Raw genomic sequence first — 17,208 nt, 5'->3', positions numbered from 1 at the left:
CGGGAGACTAGGCGATATCAACTGCGTTAATCCATGCGCGATGTCGCCGCGCCAGCGGATTCGACCGCGCCGCAGCAGATCATGGCGGTTCCATGCCATCGGTTCGTGGCCGCCTGATGACGACGCGCTGCGATCACCAGACCGTGTGCAGCATACGCAAGCGGATCGCGCCATGATGAGCGAACGTGAGTCGCATCATCGAATGCGTAGGCGTGCACGTGTCGGGCTATAGCAGTGCCCTTAGCCTGCCCAGCCCGGACGACCTTGGCTGCGCTCAGCCGATCGACATCAGGCTGGCATTGCCGCCCGCAGCCGCGGTGTTGGTGGAGACGCTGACCTCGATGACCAGCCTGTCGAGGTCATAGCAACCGTCTGAGGCGCGGGGCGTCACCAACGGGATGATGGGCCCCGGCCGCGCAGCGAGGTCGCGACCGAGCGCGATGAGTTCCTGCGCATCGCTGTCCGAGAGGACGGCTTGCAGGCCACCGAGAGCCCGCCAGCTGTCCACGATTCGCAGCCGGCCGCGCAGCGGGCTGATGAGAGGTTCCAGCATGCCGGCGACAGGATTCGCGCCTTCAACGAATGCATCGTTGCCTGTCATCAGGATGGCGCCGATCTGGATCAGCAACGCCTGCTCGCTTCGCGCCAGCGCGGCCACGGCCCCGCGCGAGGTGACGCGATAGATGTTCTGCTCGCCGACAGGGCCCTGCAGCTCGATTTCGAGGCCGGCCAACACGTGAGGCAAATAGGACTCGCAGTGTCGGGCCGCGTCCTCCCGTCCGTTGGCGCGCAACCAACCGAGATAGATACTCGTAGATTCGTCGGGCAGCTGAGCCGGAGCAAGGGTCGGCCTCGGCGGCGTTGCGAACAGCCGGCGCAGGTACAGCGGACCTCCTGCTTTCGGCCCGGTTCCCGATAGGCCGGAGCCGCCGAACGGCTGCACGCCGACGACGGCACCGATGATGTTGCGGTTGACGTAGATGTTGCCGGCCGCGCTGTGGCTCGTCGCGCGAGTAATCGTCTCCGAGATCCGCGAGTGTACGCCGAAGGTCAGACCATAACCCGTGAGGTTGATCGCTTCGATGAGGTCGACGAGCTGGTCGCGGCGATAGCGCAGCACGTGAAGCACCGGGCCGAACACCTCGCGCTCGACATCGAAGATATTGGCGATCTCGATGATGGTCGGCGCAACGAAGCTGCCAACAGCTGCCTGCGGCGGCAGTGGCAGCTCGTCGACGGCGTGGCCGCGCGCGCGCATCGCAGCGACATGGGCCGAGAGCGTCGCGCGCGCCTCCGCGCTGATCACGGGGCCGATATCGACGGACAACAGGGACGGATTGCCGATCTCGAGCTCGCGCATCGCCCCGCGCAGCATCGACAGGATGCGGTCGGCGACATCCTCCTGCAGGCAGAGGATGCGCAGCGCCGAGCAGCGCTGGCCGGCGCTATCGAAGGCCGACGCAATCACGTCACCCACGACCTGCTCGGCAAGCGCCGAGGAATCCACGACCAGCGCGTTCTGGCCGCCGGTCTCGGCGATCAGCGGCACGGGCTGTCGATGCGCGCCGACGCGCTCGGCGAGCTGACGCTGGATCAGCCGCGCGACCTCAGTCGATCCCGTGAACATCACGCCCTGCACGCGCGCGTCGCCGACCAAGGCCGCGCCGACGCGGCCATCGCCCGGCAGCAGTTGCAGGACATCCACTGGGACGCCGGCCTCCTGGATGATGCGCACCGCCTCGGCAGCGATCAGCGGCGTTTCCTCGGCCGGCTTCGCCAGCACGGGATTGCCGGCCGCAAGCGCCGCCGCGACCTGGCCGGTGAAGATCGCGAGCGGGAAGTTCCACGGACTGATGCAGACGATCGGGCCGAGCGGAACGTGGCCATCGTCCTCCGTCACCTGCTCGATCTCGCTCGCATAGTAGCGCAGGAAGTCGACCGCCTCGCGCAATTCGCCGATGGCATTGGCGAAGGTCTTGCCCGCTTCGCGCACGATCAGGCCGATCAGGATCGTGCTGCGTGCCTCAAGAGCGTCGGCCGCCGCACGCAGAGAGGCCGCGCGCGTGCTTGCGGGCGTCGCCGCCCAGGCGGGAGCAGCAGCTGCCGCCCGCGCAAGCGCGGCTTCGATCTCGAATGAGCTCGCATCCCTGACATTGCCGACGATGTCGTTGTGGTCGGCTGGGTTGCGGATCAGGCGCGTGCCTTGGCTGTCCGCGGCGCCGGACGGATAAGCCATCCAGGCACAACTGACACTCGCGACGAGTCCGTCGCCGAGATGCGCCAGCGCACTCTCATCGGAGAGATCGAGGCCAGCCGAGTTGATGCGGGCCTTGCCGAACAGCTCGCGCGGACGCCTGATCTTGTCGTTAGCTGCGCCAGGATGCTCCGAGGCCCGCAAGATCTCGACGGGGTCTGCGATCAGCTCGTCGATCGTCACGCTGGGATCGGCGATGCGGTTGACGAACGAGGTGTTGGCGCCGTTCTCGAGCAGCCGCCGGACGAGATAGGCCAGCAGCGTCTCATGCGAGCCGACCGGCGCATAGATCCGACAGGGGCGGCCCAGCCTTCCGGGACCGACGACCTCCTCGTAGAGCGGCTCGCCCATGCCGTGGAGGCACTGAAACTCGTACTGCCCTTGATAGTAGTTCGGTCCGGCGAGTTCGACGATCGCGGCCAGGGTTCGCGCGTTGTGGGTGGCGAACTGCGGGAACACCGCATCGGGCGCGCGCAGCAGCTTGCGCGCGCAGGCCAGATACGACACGTCGGTATGGGCCTTGCGGGTGAAGACCGGGAAATCCTTGAGGCCGTCGACCTGCGCCCGCTTGATCTCGCTGTCCCAATACGCGCCCTTGACCAGCCGCACCATCAGCCGGCGCTGCGAGCGGCGCGCCAGATCGATGATCCAGTCGACCACGAACGCGCAACGCTTCTGATAGGCCTGGATCACGAAGCCGATGCCGTTCCAGCCGGCAAGCTCCGCATCGAAGCACAGCGCTTCGAGCAGGTCGAGCGACAGGTCGAGCCGGTCGGCCTCCTCGGCATCGATGTTGAGACCGATGTCGTAGTGCCTGGCGAGCCCCGCCAGCTGCTTCAAGCGCGGCAGCAGTTCGTCCATCACCCGGGCCCGCTGAGGACGGCTGTAGCGCGGGTGCAGCGCCGAGAGCTTGATGGAGATGCCCGCTCCTTCGTAGATGCCGCGCCCGGCGGAGTGGCGCCCGATGGCATGAATCGCAGTTTCGTAGGCGGCGAGATAGCGCGCGGCATCATGCGCCGTGGTCGCAGCCTCGCCGAGCATGTCGTAGGAGTAGCGAAAGCCCTGCGCCTCCCAGCGCTGGCCGTTCGACAGCGCCTCGGCAATGGTCTGTCCCGACACGAACTGCTCGCCCATCAGCCGCATCGCGAGCGTCACGCCCTGGCGGATCACCGGCTCGCCGCCGCGCGCAATCAGCCGCGTCAGCGCCGAGGCGAGGCTGTCCTCGCTGGCCGCCGCCGTGAGCCTGCCGGTGACGATCAGCCCCCAGGTCGCCGCGTTGACGAGCAGCGACGGACTATGTCCGATATGGGCACGCCAATCGCCGGTCGCGATCTTGTCGCGGATCAGCGCATCGCGCGTCGCAACGTCCGGGATCCGCAGCAACGCCTCGGCCAGGCACATCAGCGCCACGCCCTCCTGGCTCGACAGCGAATATTCCTGGATCAAGCTTTCAATGCCGCCCGCCCCCGCCTTGCTGCGCAGCCGGACGACGAGGTCGCGCGCCAATGCGGCGACGCGCTGCGAAGCGGTGTCGGAGAGCGCGGCCAGATCGAGCAAAGGCTTCACACAGTCTGGCTCGGCACGACGATAGGCCGCGGTGATCGCCGCCCGCAGGCCGCTTTGTCGCACGACGGTGGCGTTGAACGCGGCAAACGCGGGCGACGAATGGATGAGCCCGATTGTGGTTTTCCCAAGCGACATCGCAGCCTCCTTCCGTGCAGCAGGATGCGCAGCATCCTAGCCGATGTTGAGCAGCCATACGTCCCGTTGCGAGCACGTCACCCCCCCCGTGGATTTGCGGCTCCGAGACTCACCAACCGAGATGGCGAGGACGAAGATCCCGTGGACGTGGTGACAACCGTTGAGAGCGACGATTTTTGCATCACGAGCCACCCCGGAGGATTCATCCGGCGAACACTTGGCAGGCCGGATCGGGAACGCTAGCTTGCGTAGCGGCTCGAAACGGGTTTTCTCGCGCCCGTCAGTCGCCAGATTTCCGTCGTGCCGGACTTGCCTGCCACGCCCGCATAGGCGACGACAACTTTTGGGATTTCAAACAATGGCTGATGGTCAAGAGCATGGCACGTCGCGTTAGGGTGCCCGGTCTCGTCGACGTCGTCCAGGTCTCCGATCCCCAGGAGATCCGGTCTTTGGCCGAGCAGCCATTCCTCGATCGCAATTTTGTTGTGCGAGGCCCGCTGATCAATCGCCTGGTGATCGGCAAGATCCGGCGATGGTTTCGCTTCGGCGAGCAATTCTTGCCGGTGCTGGCGCCGCGAGACGATCTCGGCCGCTGCGGTCGACAGCAAGAGCTCGCAGCCATGCTCAGTGGCTCCCAGCCAAGCGAGCCATGGGCCGACGAGCAGGTTGCCATCCTCGCTGACTACGTGTGCGGCCGAGGACGTGACGACGAGGCCGCGATACTGGTCCAGCAGATCATCGGCTGCCGGTTCGTACCAACCTATCGATCGGACCAGGCAAGCTGGGAGGCCGCGAGCAAGATCGATCAGTTTCGCGATGGCTTGTCCGCAAAGACCATCATCTGGCAGCTCACCGGACGGCTGCGTCGCGCCTTCGATCTGTTGAGAGCGCGTGCCAAGGACGATCCGTGGTGCTTCCACGGTACGGCGATCGGATTGCATGGCGTCGTTGCGGCGCTATCGCGGATGCGCCAGCTGAGGGCTGCGCCGGATCTCTCAGCGCTGAGCGACGAGGCCGCCGTCCGGCGCTGCATCGCCGCGCCCAAACAGGTCCCGCGGACCGTCGAGACCGAGGTCCAGACTCCGATCGTGGATCAGCCGCTTTCGGCCGGGACGCTCGTCGTCCTGCAACTCGAAGCTGCGCACGCCAAGGCACCCGGTGAAGAAATGGCGTTCATGCACGGCCATTGGAGCGAGTGTCCCGCAAGGGAGTTCGTGACATCGCTTCTCTTGGCGGTCTGGCGCAAGAGCATGCAGAAGACTGCGACTGTCTGACGGCCGGGCTCGGCCCCGACAGGTCTTCCGGGCTTGATAGCGCGCGGTGCGCTCTTCCCGATGCTGCGAATTTCCGGCATGCGTTCCTGCGATGGACGGGCAAGAGTCCGTCCGATATCCGTCTCGCGGCCAGCGTGTCCTGACCAGCCGCCCGCCGCCTGCACGGCGGTATCGGGCGACAGAAGGCGCGCGTCACGCTGACCGGCAACGTCGTGTCTCAAATTCACCGGCCAAAAGGTTCATTTGCGCCTTTCCGAGGCTCCGGGTTCCCGATAGCCTTGTTCCCAAATCAGGGCGCGCGAGACGCACCAACCGGGGAAGGAACGTTGGCATGGGACGGGCGACCGAGCCTGTAGCTCCGCCGTCGCGGCTGATGCTGGCGCTGGAAATGCGCGGCATCTTTGAGTTGCAGGCATTCTCCGCCGTTTATCCGCTGTTGCGACGGGCTCCGCAAGGAGACGGTCATCCCGTGCTCGTCCTGCCGGGTCTGGCGGCGAGCGACCGCTCGACCAGCGCCCTGCTCTATCCCGATCCGCAGCACAACAGCAGGAAACCTTTGCCATGAACGACATGCCCTGGACAAAGTCCTACCCGCCAGGCGTCCGCTGGGACACGACGATCGTTCCCAAGCCGGTGCAGCAAATTCTCGATGACAGCATCGCCAAGTGGCCGGATCAACCCGCCGTCAATTTCATGGGCAAGCGCCTGAGCTATCGCGAGCTCGGCGATCACGTGAACCGCGCGGCCCAGGGATTGCAAAAGCTCGGCGTAAAGCCCGGGGTTCATGTAGGCCTGTTTCTGCACAACACGCCGCACTACATCATCTCGTTCTTCGCCGTTCTCAAGGCCGGCGGCACGGTCGTGAACTACTCGCCGCTCGATGCGGCGAAAGTGCTGGAGCACAAGATCGAGGACAGCCGGACCGACATCCTGATCACGCTCGACCACGTGACGCTGTATCCGCAGATGGGCGGAATGCTCGGCAAGACGCGGCTGAAGAAGCTGGTGGTCGGGAGCCTCGCCGAGATGACCTCGGCGCCTGACGCGGTCGCCGCCCAGATGAAGGCCGGGAAGCAGGTGAGCGACGTCAACTGGGACGGCAGCCACATCAGCTTCGTTGACCTGCTCGACAATGACGGCGCGTTCGAAACCCACCCGATTGCCGATCCGCGCGAAACCATCGCCGTGCTGCAGTATACGGGCGGCACCACCGGCCTGCCGAAGGGCGCCATGCTGACGCACGGCAATCTGTCGGCCGCATGCCAGCAATACAAGGAGACCACGCGCGGCGAGCCGGCGGTGCTCCACGAAGGACAGGAGCGGTTGCTGGCGGTGCTGCCGCCCTTCCACATCTACGCGCTGACCGTGAACGTGCTGTTCGGCCTGCTGTACGGCATGGAGATCGTCCAGCATGTCCGGTTCGATCCGCAGGCGGCGCTGGCCGAGATCGCGCAGAAGCAAATAAGCGTCTTCTGCGGCGTGCCGACGATGTTCACCGCACTGATCAACCACCCGGAGACGCCCAATCACAGCCTGCGCTCGCTCAAATATTGCGGCTCCGGAGGAGCGCCGTTGCCGCTCGAGGTCGCGCAGCAATTTGCCGCGATCACGGGCTGTCAGCTGACCGAAGGCTGGGGCATGACCGAGACCTCGCCGAGCGGCACCTTCACGCCGGCGCAGCCGGGCGCGATGCGCAAGGCAGGCTCCTGCGGCATGCCTTCGCCTGGCATCGTGATCAAGTTCCTCAGTGTCGACGACCCCACGCACTATGTCGCGCTCGGCGAGCGCGGCGAAATCTGCATCAAGGGGGCCAACGTCATGAAGGGTTACTGGAACAACCCTCAGGCGACCGCCGAGGTGACGACGTTCGATGGCTTCATGCGCACCGGCGACGTCGGCTATATGGACGAGGACGGCTTCATCTTCATCGTCGATCGCACCAAGGACATGCTGCTGTGCAGCGGCTACAACGTCTATCCGCGGGTGCTGGAAGAGGCGATCTACAAGCATCCCTCCGTCGAGGAGGTCGCGGTGATCGGCATTCCCGACGCGTATCGTGGCCAGTCCCCGAAAGCGTTCGTCAAGCTGAAGGCTGGAGCGGAGGCCCCTTCCCTCGGCGAGCTGCAGAGCTTTCTGAAAGACAAGCTCGGCAAGCACGAAATGGTGCAGGCGCTCGAAATCCGTGCCGAGCTGCCGAAGACCGCTGTCGGCAAGCTCTCGAAAAAGGAGCTCTACGACGAGGAGAAGCGCAAGGGCGCCAGCCCGGCCTAGTCCGACGCGGGCAGCTTGCTCCTGCTACTGACAGGTCGACGTGGGCTGCGGCTGCAGGAGCGATGGCCGCTGCCCGTTGACGCCTCGGCGCAAGCTGGACGGGCGGTTATTAGTTTCGATACATCATCTCAAGGATCTTTTCATGCGCAGTGCCATCCACAACGCGTTCGGCGAACCCGCGGACGTCCTCGTCGCCGGGGATAGCCCCGTTCCCCAACCGGGCCCCAACGAGGTCCGCATCAAGACCATCCTGTCGCCGATTCACAACCATGATCTCTGGACGGTGCGGGGCAGCTATGGCTACAAGCCCAAGCTGCCGGCCATCGGCGGCTCGGAAGCGGTCGGCACGATCGACGCTCTCGGCGACGGCGTCACCGGTGCGACGATCGGCCAGCGCGTCGCGGTCGCTTCGGTCCACGGCACCTGGGCCGAGTATTTCATCGCCCCTGCTGCCGGGCTCGTCCCGCTGCCCGCCGCGATTTCGGACGAGGCGGCGGCGCAACTGATTGCCATGCCGTTCAGCGCCATCTCACTGCTTGAATTCCTCGAAGTGAAGAGCGGCGACTGGGTGATCCAGAACACCGCCAACGGCGCCGTGGGCAAGACGCTGGCCATGCTCGCGGCCGCGCGCGGCGTGCATATCGTCAATCTCGTCCGTCGCGACGCGGGCGTCGACGAACTGAGCGCGCTCGGGATCACGAATGCCGTCTCGACAGCGACCGCAGGCTGGCAGAAGCAGGTCCGTGCCATCACCGGAGGCGCGCCCATCCGCGCGGCGGTGGATTCCATTGGCGGCAAGGCCAGCAACGAGTTGCTGTCCCTGCTCGGCGAGGACGGGCTGCTGGTGTCGTTCGGCACCGCCACAGGCGAGCCAATGCAGATTTCCTCCGGAGACCTCATCTTCAAGCACGCTGTCGTCAAGGGATTCTGGGGCGCAAAAGTCAGCGCCGCGATGCCGGCGGCAACCAAGGGCCGTCTGATCGGCGAGCTGCTGAGACTCGTCGCGAGCGGCGACCTGAAGCTGCCGATCGAGGGCATCTTCGAACTCGCGCGAGTTGCCGACGCCGTGAAGGCCTCGCTGACACCAGGCAAGGCCGGCAAGGTGCTGCTGAAGCCTTGAATGAGCTCCTGACTATGACGCGCGGTTGTCGACCGAACCACCGCGCGACAGGCTGGCATCTCCGAACACGGTGATGACGACTAGCCGGCGCGCGGCTCACGCTTGATGTCGTCGACAAAGAAGGCAAAAGGCGGCGACACGCATGACGTGCGCCGCCTACAAATCCCGCGACAACGCGGCCCGCGAACTACCGATGCGGATCGGGGAAGACGAGGCTCCGCCAGCCGCTGCGGTCGAACGGCTGCCATTCCCCTTCAGGCTGCGCCAACCGGTCTGCGACCGCGTAGACCACCGCCGGATGATGGCCCATCCCGCAATGGCTGCTTTCGACCTCGATGCTTTCCGCGATCGAAGAAGGTTTTTCCTTGCAGCCCTGCCAGGCACAGACGCCATCCGAGCGGCTGAAAATCGCCGTCGTCGGCACCGGCGGCGGCTCGGACAGATGTCCGCCGAACCGCAGATCCTCCTCATCGGCGCGGCGCCCGCTCGCCAACTCATAGACGCGCCAGGCGTTGGTCGATTTGGGCGAACCCGCAAACGGGCTGCCGAGCGTGATCACGCTGCGCACGCGGTCCGGCATCATCTTGGCGAGCTGACGCGCATACAGCCCGCCAAGGCTCCAGCCGACGAGCGAGATCTTGCGGCCATGGCTGTCGTTCATCTGCTCGACCAGGTCGACCATGGATTGCTGGACGCCTGGACGCAGGCCGAGATTGCGGCCCTGCTGCCAGCCGCTCACGGCGTAGCCCTTGCCCTTCAGGAAGCTGCGCAGCGGCCGGGTCGAAACGTCAGAGGCAACGAGGCCGGGCAGCACCAGCACCGGATGACCATCGCCGCGCGGGGCCATGCTCAGCAGCGGCGTGGCGGCAACGAACGCGCCCAACTCATGCAGCGCCCGCCCCTCCAACAGCATCAGGAGCTTCGACGGCGGACCGAACGCGTGGGCGGATGCGGACATGCCTTTTTCCTCTCTCATGCTGTGCCCCGAAAACGCGCGAGCAGGCGCGATTGTTCCGCAGTGCAGCAAATCTATTATCAGCCCAGACGACCGATTCCCTCATTGAAGCGGTTAACGCCCGGTTCGACAAGAGGCGGGAACGCGATCTCAGGCGTCTGTAGTGAAGCAGTCACAATAAACGCAGCAGGACCTCGGCAGTATAAAGCACAAGTCCCGCCAGCCCGCCGATCACCGAGCCGTTGAAGCGGATGTACTGCAGGTCCTTGCCGATATTCAGTTCGATCACCGAAATGAGTTGCTCCATGTTCCAGGACTTGACCTGGTCGGAGATGAAGGTCGACACGCCGCTCTTCTGATCGGAAATGAAGGTCCTGAGTACGGTAACTAACCCACGATTGATCTCGCCGCGTAGTTCGGCATCACCGGCCAGCGTCTCGCCCGCGTTCACGAACATTCCGGACAGGTAATGCCGCAGCACCTGAGTCTCGCCGCTCGCGCTGCGCTCGATGAAGGAGCGCGTATTGGACCAGACGCTCTGCGCGAGTTCACCGAGCTCCGGCCGCGCCAGGAGGTCGCGCTTCAGCGCGTCGATGCGTCCGGCGTAGGTCGGGTCGGTGCCGAGGCGCTCCACGAAGGATAGCACCATGCGATCGAACTCACCGCGGAACGGATGATTGGGATCGCCGCGGACCTCCTCGAAGAACGCGCCGGCCGAGGCCACGATCTTGTTCATCAGGAACTTGTCGGCGCGATAGAGCCGCAGCAGGGTTGGCAGTTCTGCCCGGATCTTGGCGCGGATCATCGCCACGGTCTCGGCCTGAGTCAGCGTCTCATGAATGACGCGCAGGAAGTCGTCGAACAGCACCTGGTGCCGTCCTTCCGCGACGAAGGCGCGCAAGGTGCCGGCGGCGAGCGGAGCCAGATTGATCGCCTGCAACTGGCTGTTCAGGCGGCGAATGATGAAAGTCTTCAGCCCCGATGTTTCGGTCGCAGAAATCGCCTCGGGCAGGAGGCGCAGGGTGAAGCGCGCAAGATCGTCGCTGCGTTTACGATCGCGCAGCCAATCCGCGATGAAGGAGCCGAAATCGATCTCGCGCAACTTGGCCTCGACCGGGGCCTGCTCGAGAAAATGCACCTCGATGAACTCGCCGAGCTTGTCGGCGATGCGGTGCTGATTGATTTGGATGATCGCCGTGTGCGGGATCGGCAAGCCGAGGGGGTGGCGAAACAGCGCCACGACGGCGTACCAGTCGGCGAGGCCACCGATCGCTGCAGCCTCGGCGAAGGCGGCGATGAAGCCGAACGCCGGATGCGTGCCGACCAGAGATTTTGAAATCGCAAACAGCGCCAGCGCGCCGACCAGCACCAGTGTCGCCTGCGTCTTGACGCGCCGAAGCTCGGCGGCGCGGGCGGCGTCGCCGGGCATGTCGAGTGAAAAAGAGCCGGTTTTCATCAACCAGAGCTATGCGGCCGTGCCAAAAAGAGAAGGCCCGCAAAACGCGGGCCTCCGGCGGCTGACCATCAGGACCGCTCAGGCGGTCTTGCTGACGACCTTCGAGAAGTTGTCCTGCGCGACCTTCGCGCCATTGGCAACCAGCTTGCCGAAATACTCAGTGGTCGACTTCGCGCGGTTGACCAGCACTTCGCCGTGCGCGCGCGCCAGCTCGGACTGGATCTGCACGACTTCTCCGAACGACTTGGCAGACGCGAGCTTGTCGATGCCGGCGAACAGAGCCTCCGCGTCGTGATACAGCGCCTGCTGGATGTTGCGGCTGACCTTCGCGACCTCGCTGACGGAATCGGACACGGCCGTCTCGATCACGGCCGTCACCTTCTCGGAGCCGGCATAGGCTTCGGCAGCGCGGTCCTTGGCGGTGTTGGCGGACTTCTTGACGAACTCGCGGGCAGCTTCGGGGACTTCCATGTTCTGGAGGTTCTTGAAGGCCTCGGTCACGGGAGCAAAGGCTTCCTTGACGCTGTCGAGCACAGTGTTGGTTTCGGTGGTCATGATCGTGTCTCCATCCTCTTGAGAGCTATGGCCTCACCCGTCCGGATTTGGCCCGGGGCGAAGTCTTGATGCCACGGCCAATGGTGCAACGCAACATTAATGTTGCACCGCGATATCACGAATCCGAGATCGGGAGATGGAACGCCTTCCTCTCGGGCCTATCCCGATACCGCTCCCGGAACTCCATAGGCGTCCAGCTGGGCCCGCACCCTGGCGACGTCGTGTCCGAAGACAACGATGTCGTGCGTCTTGCCGTCGACATCGCGAACCTGGTCGCGCAACAGCCCCTCGGCACGAAATCCGAGGCTCTCGAACAGCGCAATCGCCCCGCGCTGATCCACCGTCATCTGGACGGTGAGCTTCTCCAGCCCGGCCTCGAGGGCGAGCGCGAAGGTCTCCTGCGAGAGCGCCCGCCCGACCCCCTGCCCCCGTGCACCAGACGAGATGACCATCCGGATCTCACCGACATGCGGCGACCAGGAATGCGGATCGCGAACCACGGCGCTGCAGCCCACCACCTCGCCGCCCCGGAGCGCGAGCAGGCTCGTGATCTGCCCGCGTTCGATCTCAGCAATCCAGGCCGACAGCACCTTGGGCTCGCTGATGTTGCGCGGCAGGAACAACAGGTCATGGGTCGGCAGCGCCCGGGCGAAACCGAGCACCGCGGCCTCATCGGCGCGCGACATCAGGCGAAATTCGATTTCGCCGACATCCGTCGTGACGTGACGGGGATAGGATCGCGTTTCACTCATATGGATCGTCCACCTAGCCAGGAATCCAGTTTGGGCCACAGCCGCCGGACAGCATTGGCGCCGGCGACCAGCGACACGTGGCCGCCCTTCAGGATCACCTCTTCCTTGTCGGTCGACCCGACCTTCGGGATGAGATGCTTTGCCGCTTCATAGGGCACGATATGGTCGTGCTCGGCCACAGCGTGCAGGATCGGCACCTTGATATCGGCGAGATCACATCGATGCCCGCCGACCGACATCGTACCGTTGTAGAGCTTGTTGTCCCACATCAGGTCCTTGGTGATGGCGCGGAAATACTCGCCGGCGAGCGGCAGCGTGTCGGTCGCCCAGCGATCGAACATGCGATAGGATTTGACGTAATCGTCGTTCCAGATGTTCTCCCACAACTGCACCTGGCTGATCGCGCGCGACGCCGGGCGCAGCATTTCGAACGAGGAAAAGATCATTTCCGGCGGCACGTTGCCGATGGAATCGACGAGATGATCGACGTCGAAGTAGCGGCGATCGGAGAAATTCTGGAACAGCGTCATCTCGCGGAAATCGATCGGCGTGGTGAAGCAGATCAGATTCTTCATCGGTCCGTCGTGGAAGATCGAGCCATACAGCAGCGACAGTACGCCGCCGAAGCAGTAGCCGATGACCGAGACGTCATGCTCCCCGGAATCCTCCTGCACGCGGCGGACGCAATAGGGAATGAAGTCGAGGACATAGTCCTCCATCCGCAGGCCCTTCTCCTCCGGATTCGGAGCGGTCCAGTCCAGCATGTAGACGTCGTAGCCGCGCTTGAGCAGAAACTCGATGAAGCTCTGGCCCGGCACCATGTCGAGGATGTAGCCGCGATTGGTGGTCGCCATCACGATCAGGATCGGCACCCGATAGATCTCATCGGACTGCGGGCGATAGTGATAGAGACTCATCGTCCCGCGCGTGCTCAGGACATCCTTCGGTGTCGAGCCCAGCGTGGGGCCGGAGGTCGTGAGATACTCCACGCCCTTGATGCTGCGCTGGATCGCGCGCTGCACCTCGGCCTGAATGCGCTCGGGAATCGAGGCCAGTTCGTCGAACGGGGCGAACGCGCTCATTTTTGCGCTCCGGGCGGCTGTTTCGTGCGTGGCGGACGTGGCGACGACGGCTGCCCCGCGCGCGGCGCGCCGGCCGCCGCACCGGACTGCAGCAGCAGCGACTTGATCTCGGCGAGCTGCGCCTCGATGGACTGCAGGCGCACGGCCATGTCGACCATCTGCACCCGGCTCGGCATGTTCATTCCGCCGAGATATTTCTCCATCATCTCGGACATCTGCTTCTGCGCGCCCGCCGAAGCCCCGCCGGCCTGGTTCATGGCCTTGCTGAACTCGGGCGAGGATACGGCCTGGCCGGCGAAGGTATTGAAGCTCTTCTCCATCTCACCGAGCATCGTCTGCCACATGGCCCATGGATCGTTGCCTTTGTCGGCCATCAGTTCCTCCGCAAAAATCAGCCAATGCCTGCGCGCGGCTTGCCGCGCTGACGCACCCGGCAGTCGAGCTATCCCCCGGCCCAGACGTCGAGCACATAACGGTTCTTCGCGCCGAGGTCGGCGATCCAGTTCGCTGCCGCCTCTCCATCGGATCCGGTGCAGTCGCGATGGATCTGCATCAGCGTCGCCTTGACGTCCGGCTCCATCTTCGAGCCGTCGCCGCAGACGAAGATGACCGCGCCCTGCTCGATCAATTCCCAGACCCGCGCCTTCTGGCCGGCGAGCAGGTGCTGAACATAGGTTTTCGGTCCATCGCGGCGCGAGAAGGCCGTGAACAATTCGCAGATGCCGCCGTCCGCGAACGCCTTGAGCTCATCGGCGTAGAGGTAGTCCTGCTCGGGATGGCGGCAGCCGAAGAACAGCATCGCGGGTCCGAGTGACTTCCCAGTCGCCTTTTGCGCGGCGCGCTCGTGCAGGAAGCCGCGGAAGGGCGCCAGTCCCGTGCCTGGCCCGATCATGATGATCGGCAGCTGCGCATCCTCAGGCAGATGGAAACCGGCCTTGGTCTCGCGCACGGTGGCGAACACGCTCTCGCCCTCGCGACGCGAGGCGAGGTAGTTGGAGCAGACGCCCTTGTAGACACCGCGGCCCGAGGCCGCCGGTCCCGCGACCACGCCGACGGTGACGCTGCAGCGCGAAGGATCGATCGATGGCGACGACGAGATCGAATAGTAGCGCGGCGCCAGCAACGTGAGCATTTCGAGGTACGAATGGAACGGCAGCTCGCAGGCGGGAAACTCCTCGAGCAGATCGTACACCGACTTGCGCTTGGCGAGGATCTCGGCGCGATAGCGTTCGCCGGATTCGGCATCGTCGCCGAGGAAGGCGGCGAGCTTCGGCCGGGTCACCGGACAGCGCGTATGCTCGGACATGATCTGGATCTGCTTGCGCGTCGCGACCTGCTGCAGCTCGACGAAGTCAGTCAGCAGCCGGCCGACCGAGACCGCTTCCCCCGCCGGCAGCTGCGCGCGACGGCCCTCGGCGACGTGCAAACGAATCTGGTCGGCTGGCGAGAAGCCGAAGCGGCGCGCCACCTGGTCCACCAGGGCCGGATCGTTGCGCGGCACCACGCTGAGATGGTCGCCGACGCGATAACTCACACCGGCGGGCAACTGCACCTCGATATGCCGCGTCGAGCGATCGGACGGATTGGCACCCGACCTGTTCTGCAACTCGCGACTGGCCAGGATGGTCATCGGCGCGGCACCGCCGAGCGCCACCACCGCGCCTGCCGCGGTCGGCGCCACCGGCTCCACGGAGTAGAGCGGCGCATCATCCGCACTGCGGCTGAAGCCGGTGTCGAGGCCGAACTCCTTCGCTGCCGCGGCGCCCAGCGACGCGAACCAGGTGTCGAACTGGCCGTCGAGATCGCTCCGCGCATCGCCCTCGCCGCGCGTGTGGACGCGCTTTGCGCCATGCGCCGCCAGCGCATCGTCGATGAAGCGCGGCACCGTCTGATAGGTCGCGGCCCAATCGCGGTTGCCGCAGCCGAACACGGCATAACGCAGCCCCGCGAACGCATCCGGCGCCAACTCGCCGCGCAGCCAGCTCACGAACTTCCCGGCGTTGTCGGGCGGCGCTCCGTTGTAGGAGGCGCAGAAGATCAGCACGCCGCCGTCCTTCGGCAACTTGCCGGCGAATTCGTCGAGCGGGGCAAGCCGAGTCGCGAAGCCGTTGACCTCGGCGAGATCGGCCACGCGCGTCGCCATGTCCTCGGCGGTGCCGAGGTTGGAGCCATACAGCACCAGGAGCGGTGTATTGTGCCCCGGTCGCGTGCGCGCACGCGCGATCGGCGCGCCGGGCGCCGCGGCCCCCGGGCGCTTTGGATCGTGAGCGCCGCGATCACGATCGCTGCGCGGACGCACCTTGATCTTGAAGCCTTCCGGCTTCATCGTCAGGGTCTCCTTGAGATGCAGCTGGTAGCGCTGATGGTCGATCAGCTTGAAGCGCTGCAGGATCATGCCGAGCGCGAGCGCCGCCTCGTGCATGGCAAAGCCGCGGCCGATGCAGGCGCGCTGGCCGTTCCCGAACGGCTTCCACGCATTGACCGGGCGCTTGGCCTCCGCCTCCGGGCTGAAATTCTCGGGATCGAACGCGTCGGGGTTCGGTCCCCAGACACTGGGATCACGATGCAGCGCGGTCACGAGGATGGTGATGAAGGTGCCCTTCTTCAGCTTGTACTTGCCGCCGATCGTCTCGTCCTGCAGCGGCGCGATGCCGTAGGCCGGCGCCGGCGGCCACAGCCGCAGCGATTCCTTCAGGATCTGCGTGATGTAGGTGAGCTGCGTGACCTGCTGATAGGTCGGCTTGGCATCGATATCGGGGCCAAAGACGCGATCGACCTCCTCATAGGCCTTCTTCAGGACCTCGGGGTGTTTCAGCAGCGCACAGATCGTGTAGGACAACAGGCCGCTGGTGGTCTCATGGCCTGCGATCAGAAACGTGTTGATCTGATAGCGGATGTTGACGTCATCGAGCTGCTCGCCGGTCGTCCGATCGACGCCGCTCATCATCGCGTTGAGCATGTCCTTCTTGGCATCCGCGGATGCCGCAGCGGATTCGGCGTTCTTGCGCCGCTCGGCGACGATCTCGTCGACCATCTTGTTCATGAACGCGACGTCCTCGGCGAGGACGGCGCGCCGCCGCTGCAACCACAGGTGCTCCAACGGCAGGCCGCGGGTCATCATGATGGTCTCGAGCGAGCGGACCAGCCCTTCCACAAACGGATGGTAGTCGCGCCGGTAGAACGAGTTGAAGCGGTAGTCGAAGCCGCACAGGCCGATGGTGTCGAGCGTGAGGGCCGTCATGTCGTGGACGACGTCGATCTCCTCGTCGGCGTTGAGGCGCTCCCATTTCTTGACGAGCTGATCGGCGATGTCGACCATGCTTGCGTGATAGGACTGCATGGCGCGGTTGCCGAACGGCTGCAGCAGGATGTTGTGGGCCTTGTTCCAGTTCGGCTCCTTGGTGTCGGCCGTGAACAGGCCGTCGCCCCCGATGGCGCGCACCCGCCGCAGCGAGCCGCGGACCACCTTGTCGAAGCGTTTCTCGTCGGAGAGTTCGTCGACCAGATCATGGCCGGAGGCGATCACGATCGGCGAGCCCATCATGTCGAGCCAGAAGATCGGCCCGTACTCCTTGGCGAGACGGGTCAGATGCTGCACCGGTGCGTTCGCATCGAGCGAAAGCATGTTGCCGACCACGGGCTTGGCCGGCGGTTGCGGAATCGGGCTCAGTCTGTTGCTGGACGACATTGTCGCTTTCGGTCCCTCACCTTTGTTCCGGAGCGCGCAGCGCGAACTCGGAATCTGTCACATGGGCCATTGTTGCCGGCCCGCTATTCACGCTTTCTCA

At 65.0% G+C, this 17,208-nt stretch carries 13 protein-coding genes; 4 read left to right on the top strand and 9 right to left on the bottom strand.

What is annotated here, in order from left to right:
• Nucleotides 1–274 precede the first annotated feature (274 nt).
• Nucleotides 275–3,955: a trifunctional transcriptional regulator/proline dehydrogenase/L-glutamate gamma-semialdehyde dehydrogenase gene (putA, locus tag ACQR1I_RS07740; RefSeq protein ID WP_434868875.1), complete on the bottom strand. Its 3,681-nt coding sequence runs from the start codon at nt 3,953–3,955 to the stop codon at nt 275–277.
• A 239-nt stretch (nt 3,956–4,194) separates the two neighbouring features.
• Nucleotides 4,195–4,509 carry a hypothetical protein gene (locus tag ACQR1I_RS07735; RefSeq protein WP_434888716.1) on the bottom strand — a complete coding sequence of 105 codons (315 nt, stop codon included), beginning with the start codon at nt 4,507–4,509 and terminating at the stop codon, nt 4,195–4,197.
• A 3-nt stretch (nt 4,510–4,512) separates the two neighbouring features.
• Between ACQR1I_RS07735 and ACQR1I_RS07730 the strand changes: the two genes are divergently transcribed.
• From ACQR1I_RS07730 to ACQR1I_RS07715, 4 genes are all read left to right on the top strand, one after another.
• Nucleotides 4,513–5,229, top strand: a complete 717-nt coding sequence (locus ACQR1I_RS07730) for a hypothetical protein (protein WP_434888715.1) — start codon at nt 4,513–4,515, stop codon at nt 5,227–5,229.
• A 331-nt stretch (nt 5,230–5,560) separates the two neighbouring features.
• Nucleotides 5,561–5,794, top strand: a complete 234-nt coding sequence (locus ACQR1I_RS07725) for a hypothetical protein (RefSeq protein ID WP_434868877.1) — start codon at nt 5,561–5,563, stop codon at nt 5,792–5,794.
• Entirely contained in the window at nt 5,791–7,500 is a 1,710-nt protein-coding gene (locus ACQR1I_RS07720; RefSeq protein WP_434868878.1) for a long-chain-fatty-acid--CoA ligase, read from the top strand. Before ACQR1I_RS07725 ends, ACQR1I_RS07720 begins: the two co-directional genes overlap by 4 nt.
• 142 nt (nt 7,501–7,642) lie before the next feature.
• A complete protein-coding gene (locus ACQR1I_RS07715) occupies nt 7,643–8,620 on the top strand; it encodes a zinc-binding dehydrogenase (RefSeq protein WP_434869107.1) in 978 nt (325 codons plus the stop codon).
• Between the two features lie 187 nt (nt 8,621–8,807).
• On the opposite strand, the gene ACQR1I_RS07710 is transcribed toward ACQR1I_RS07715, so the two are convergent.
• The 7 genes from ACQR1I_RS07710 to ACQR1I_RS07680 all read right to left on the bottom strand — a co-directional run bounded on the left by ACQR1I_RS07710 (nt 8,808) and on the right by ACQR1I_RS07680 (nt 17,108).
• Nucleotides 8,808–9,578: an esterase/lipase family protein gene (locus tag ACQR1I_RS07710; RefSeq protein WP_434868879.1), complete on the bottom strand. Its 771-nt coding sequence runs from the start codon at nt 9,576–9,578 to the stop codon at nt 8,808–8,810.
• Between the two features lie 169 nt (nt 9,579–9,747).
• Nucleotides 9,748–11,031, bottom strand: a complete 1,284-nt coding sequence (locus tag ACQR1I_RS07705) for a DUF445 domain-containing protein (RefSeq protein WP_434868880.1) — start codon at nt 11,029–11,031, stop codon at nt 9,748–9,750.
• A gap of 78 nt (nt 11,032–11,109) precedes the next feature.
• A complete protein-coding gene (locus tag ACQR1I_RS07700) occupies nt 11,110–11,586 on the bottom strand; it encodes a phasin (protein ID WP_434868881.1) in 477 nt (158 codons plus the stop codon).
• Between the two features lie 158 nt (nt 11,587–11,744).
• The gene (locus ACQR1I_RS07695) at nt 11,745–12,338 is read right to left on the bottom strand and encodes a GNAT family N-acetyltransferase (RefSeq protein ID WP_434868882.1); all 594 of its coding nucleotides are present in this window, start codon (nt 12,336–12,338) and stop codon (nt 11,745–11,747) included.
• Nucleotides 12,335–13,420 (bottom strand): PHA/PHB synthase family protein, encoded by a 1,086-nt coding sequence (locus ACQR1I_RS07690; protein ID WP_434868883.1) that lies wholly within the window; start codon nt 13,418–13,420, stop codon nt 12,335–12,337. Before ACQR1I_RS07690 ends, ACQR1I_RS07695 begins: the two co-directional genes overlap by 4 nt.
• Nucleotides 13,417–13,794, bottom strand: coding sequence for a poly(R)-hydroxyalkanoic acid synthase subunit PhaE (locus tag ACQR1I_RS07685; RefSeq protein WP_434868884.1), 378 nt, complete (start codon nt 13,792–13,794; stop codon nt 13,417–13,419). The genes ACQR1I_RS07690 and ACQR1I_RS07685 overlap by 4 nt, the downstream gene beginning before the upstream one ends.
• 68 nt (nt 13,795–13,862) lie before the next feature.
• Nucleotides 13,863–17,108 carry a bifunctional cytochrome P450/NADPH--P450 reductase gene (locus ACQR1I_RS07680; protein WP_434868885.1) on the bottom strand — a complete coding sequence of 1,082 codons (3,246 nt, stop codon included), beginning with the start codon at nt 17,106–17,108 and terminating at the stop codon, nt 13,863–13,865.
• Between the last annotated feature and the right edge of the window lie 100 nt (nt 17,109–17,208).

Source organism: Bradyrhizobium sp. HKCCYLS2038 (genome assembly GCF_051167655.1).
In the GTDB taxonomy this organism is placed as follows: domain Bacteria; phylum Pseudomonadota; class Alphaproteobacteria; order Rhizobiales; family Xanthobacteraceae; genus Bradyrhizobium.
Note: the sequence above shows the minus strand (reverse complement) of the source record. Positions and strands in the feature narration are given on the sequence as shown.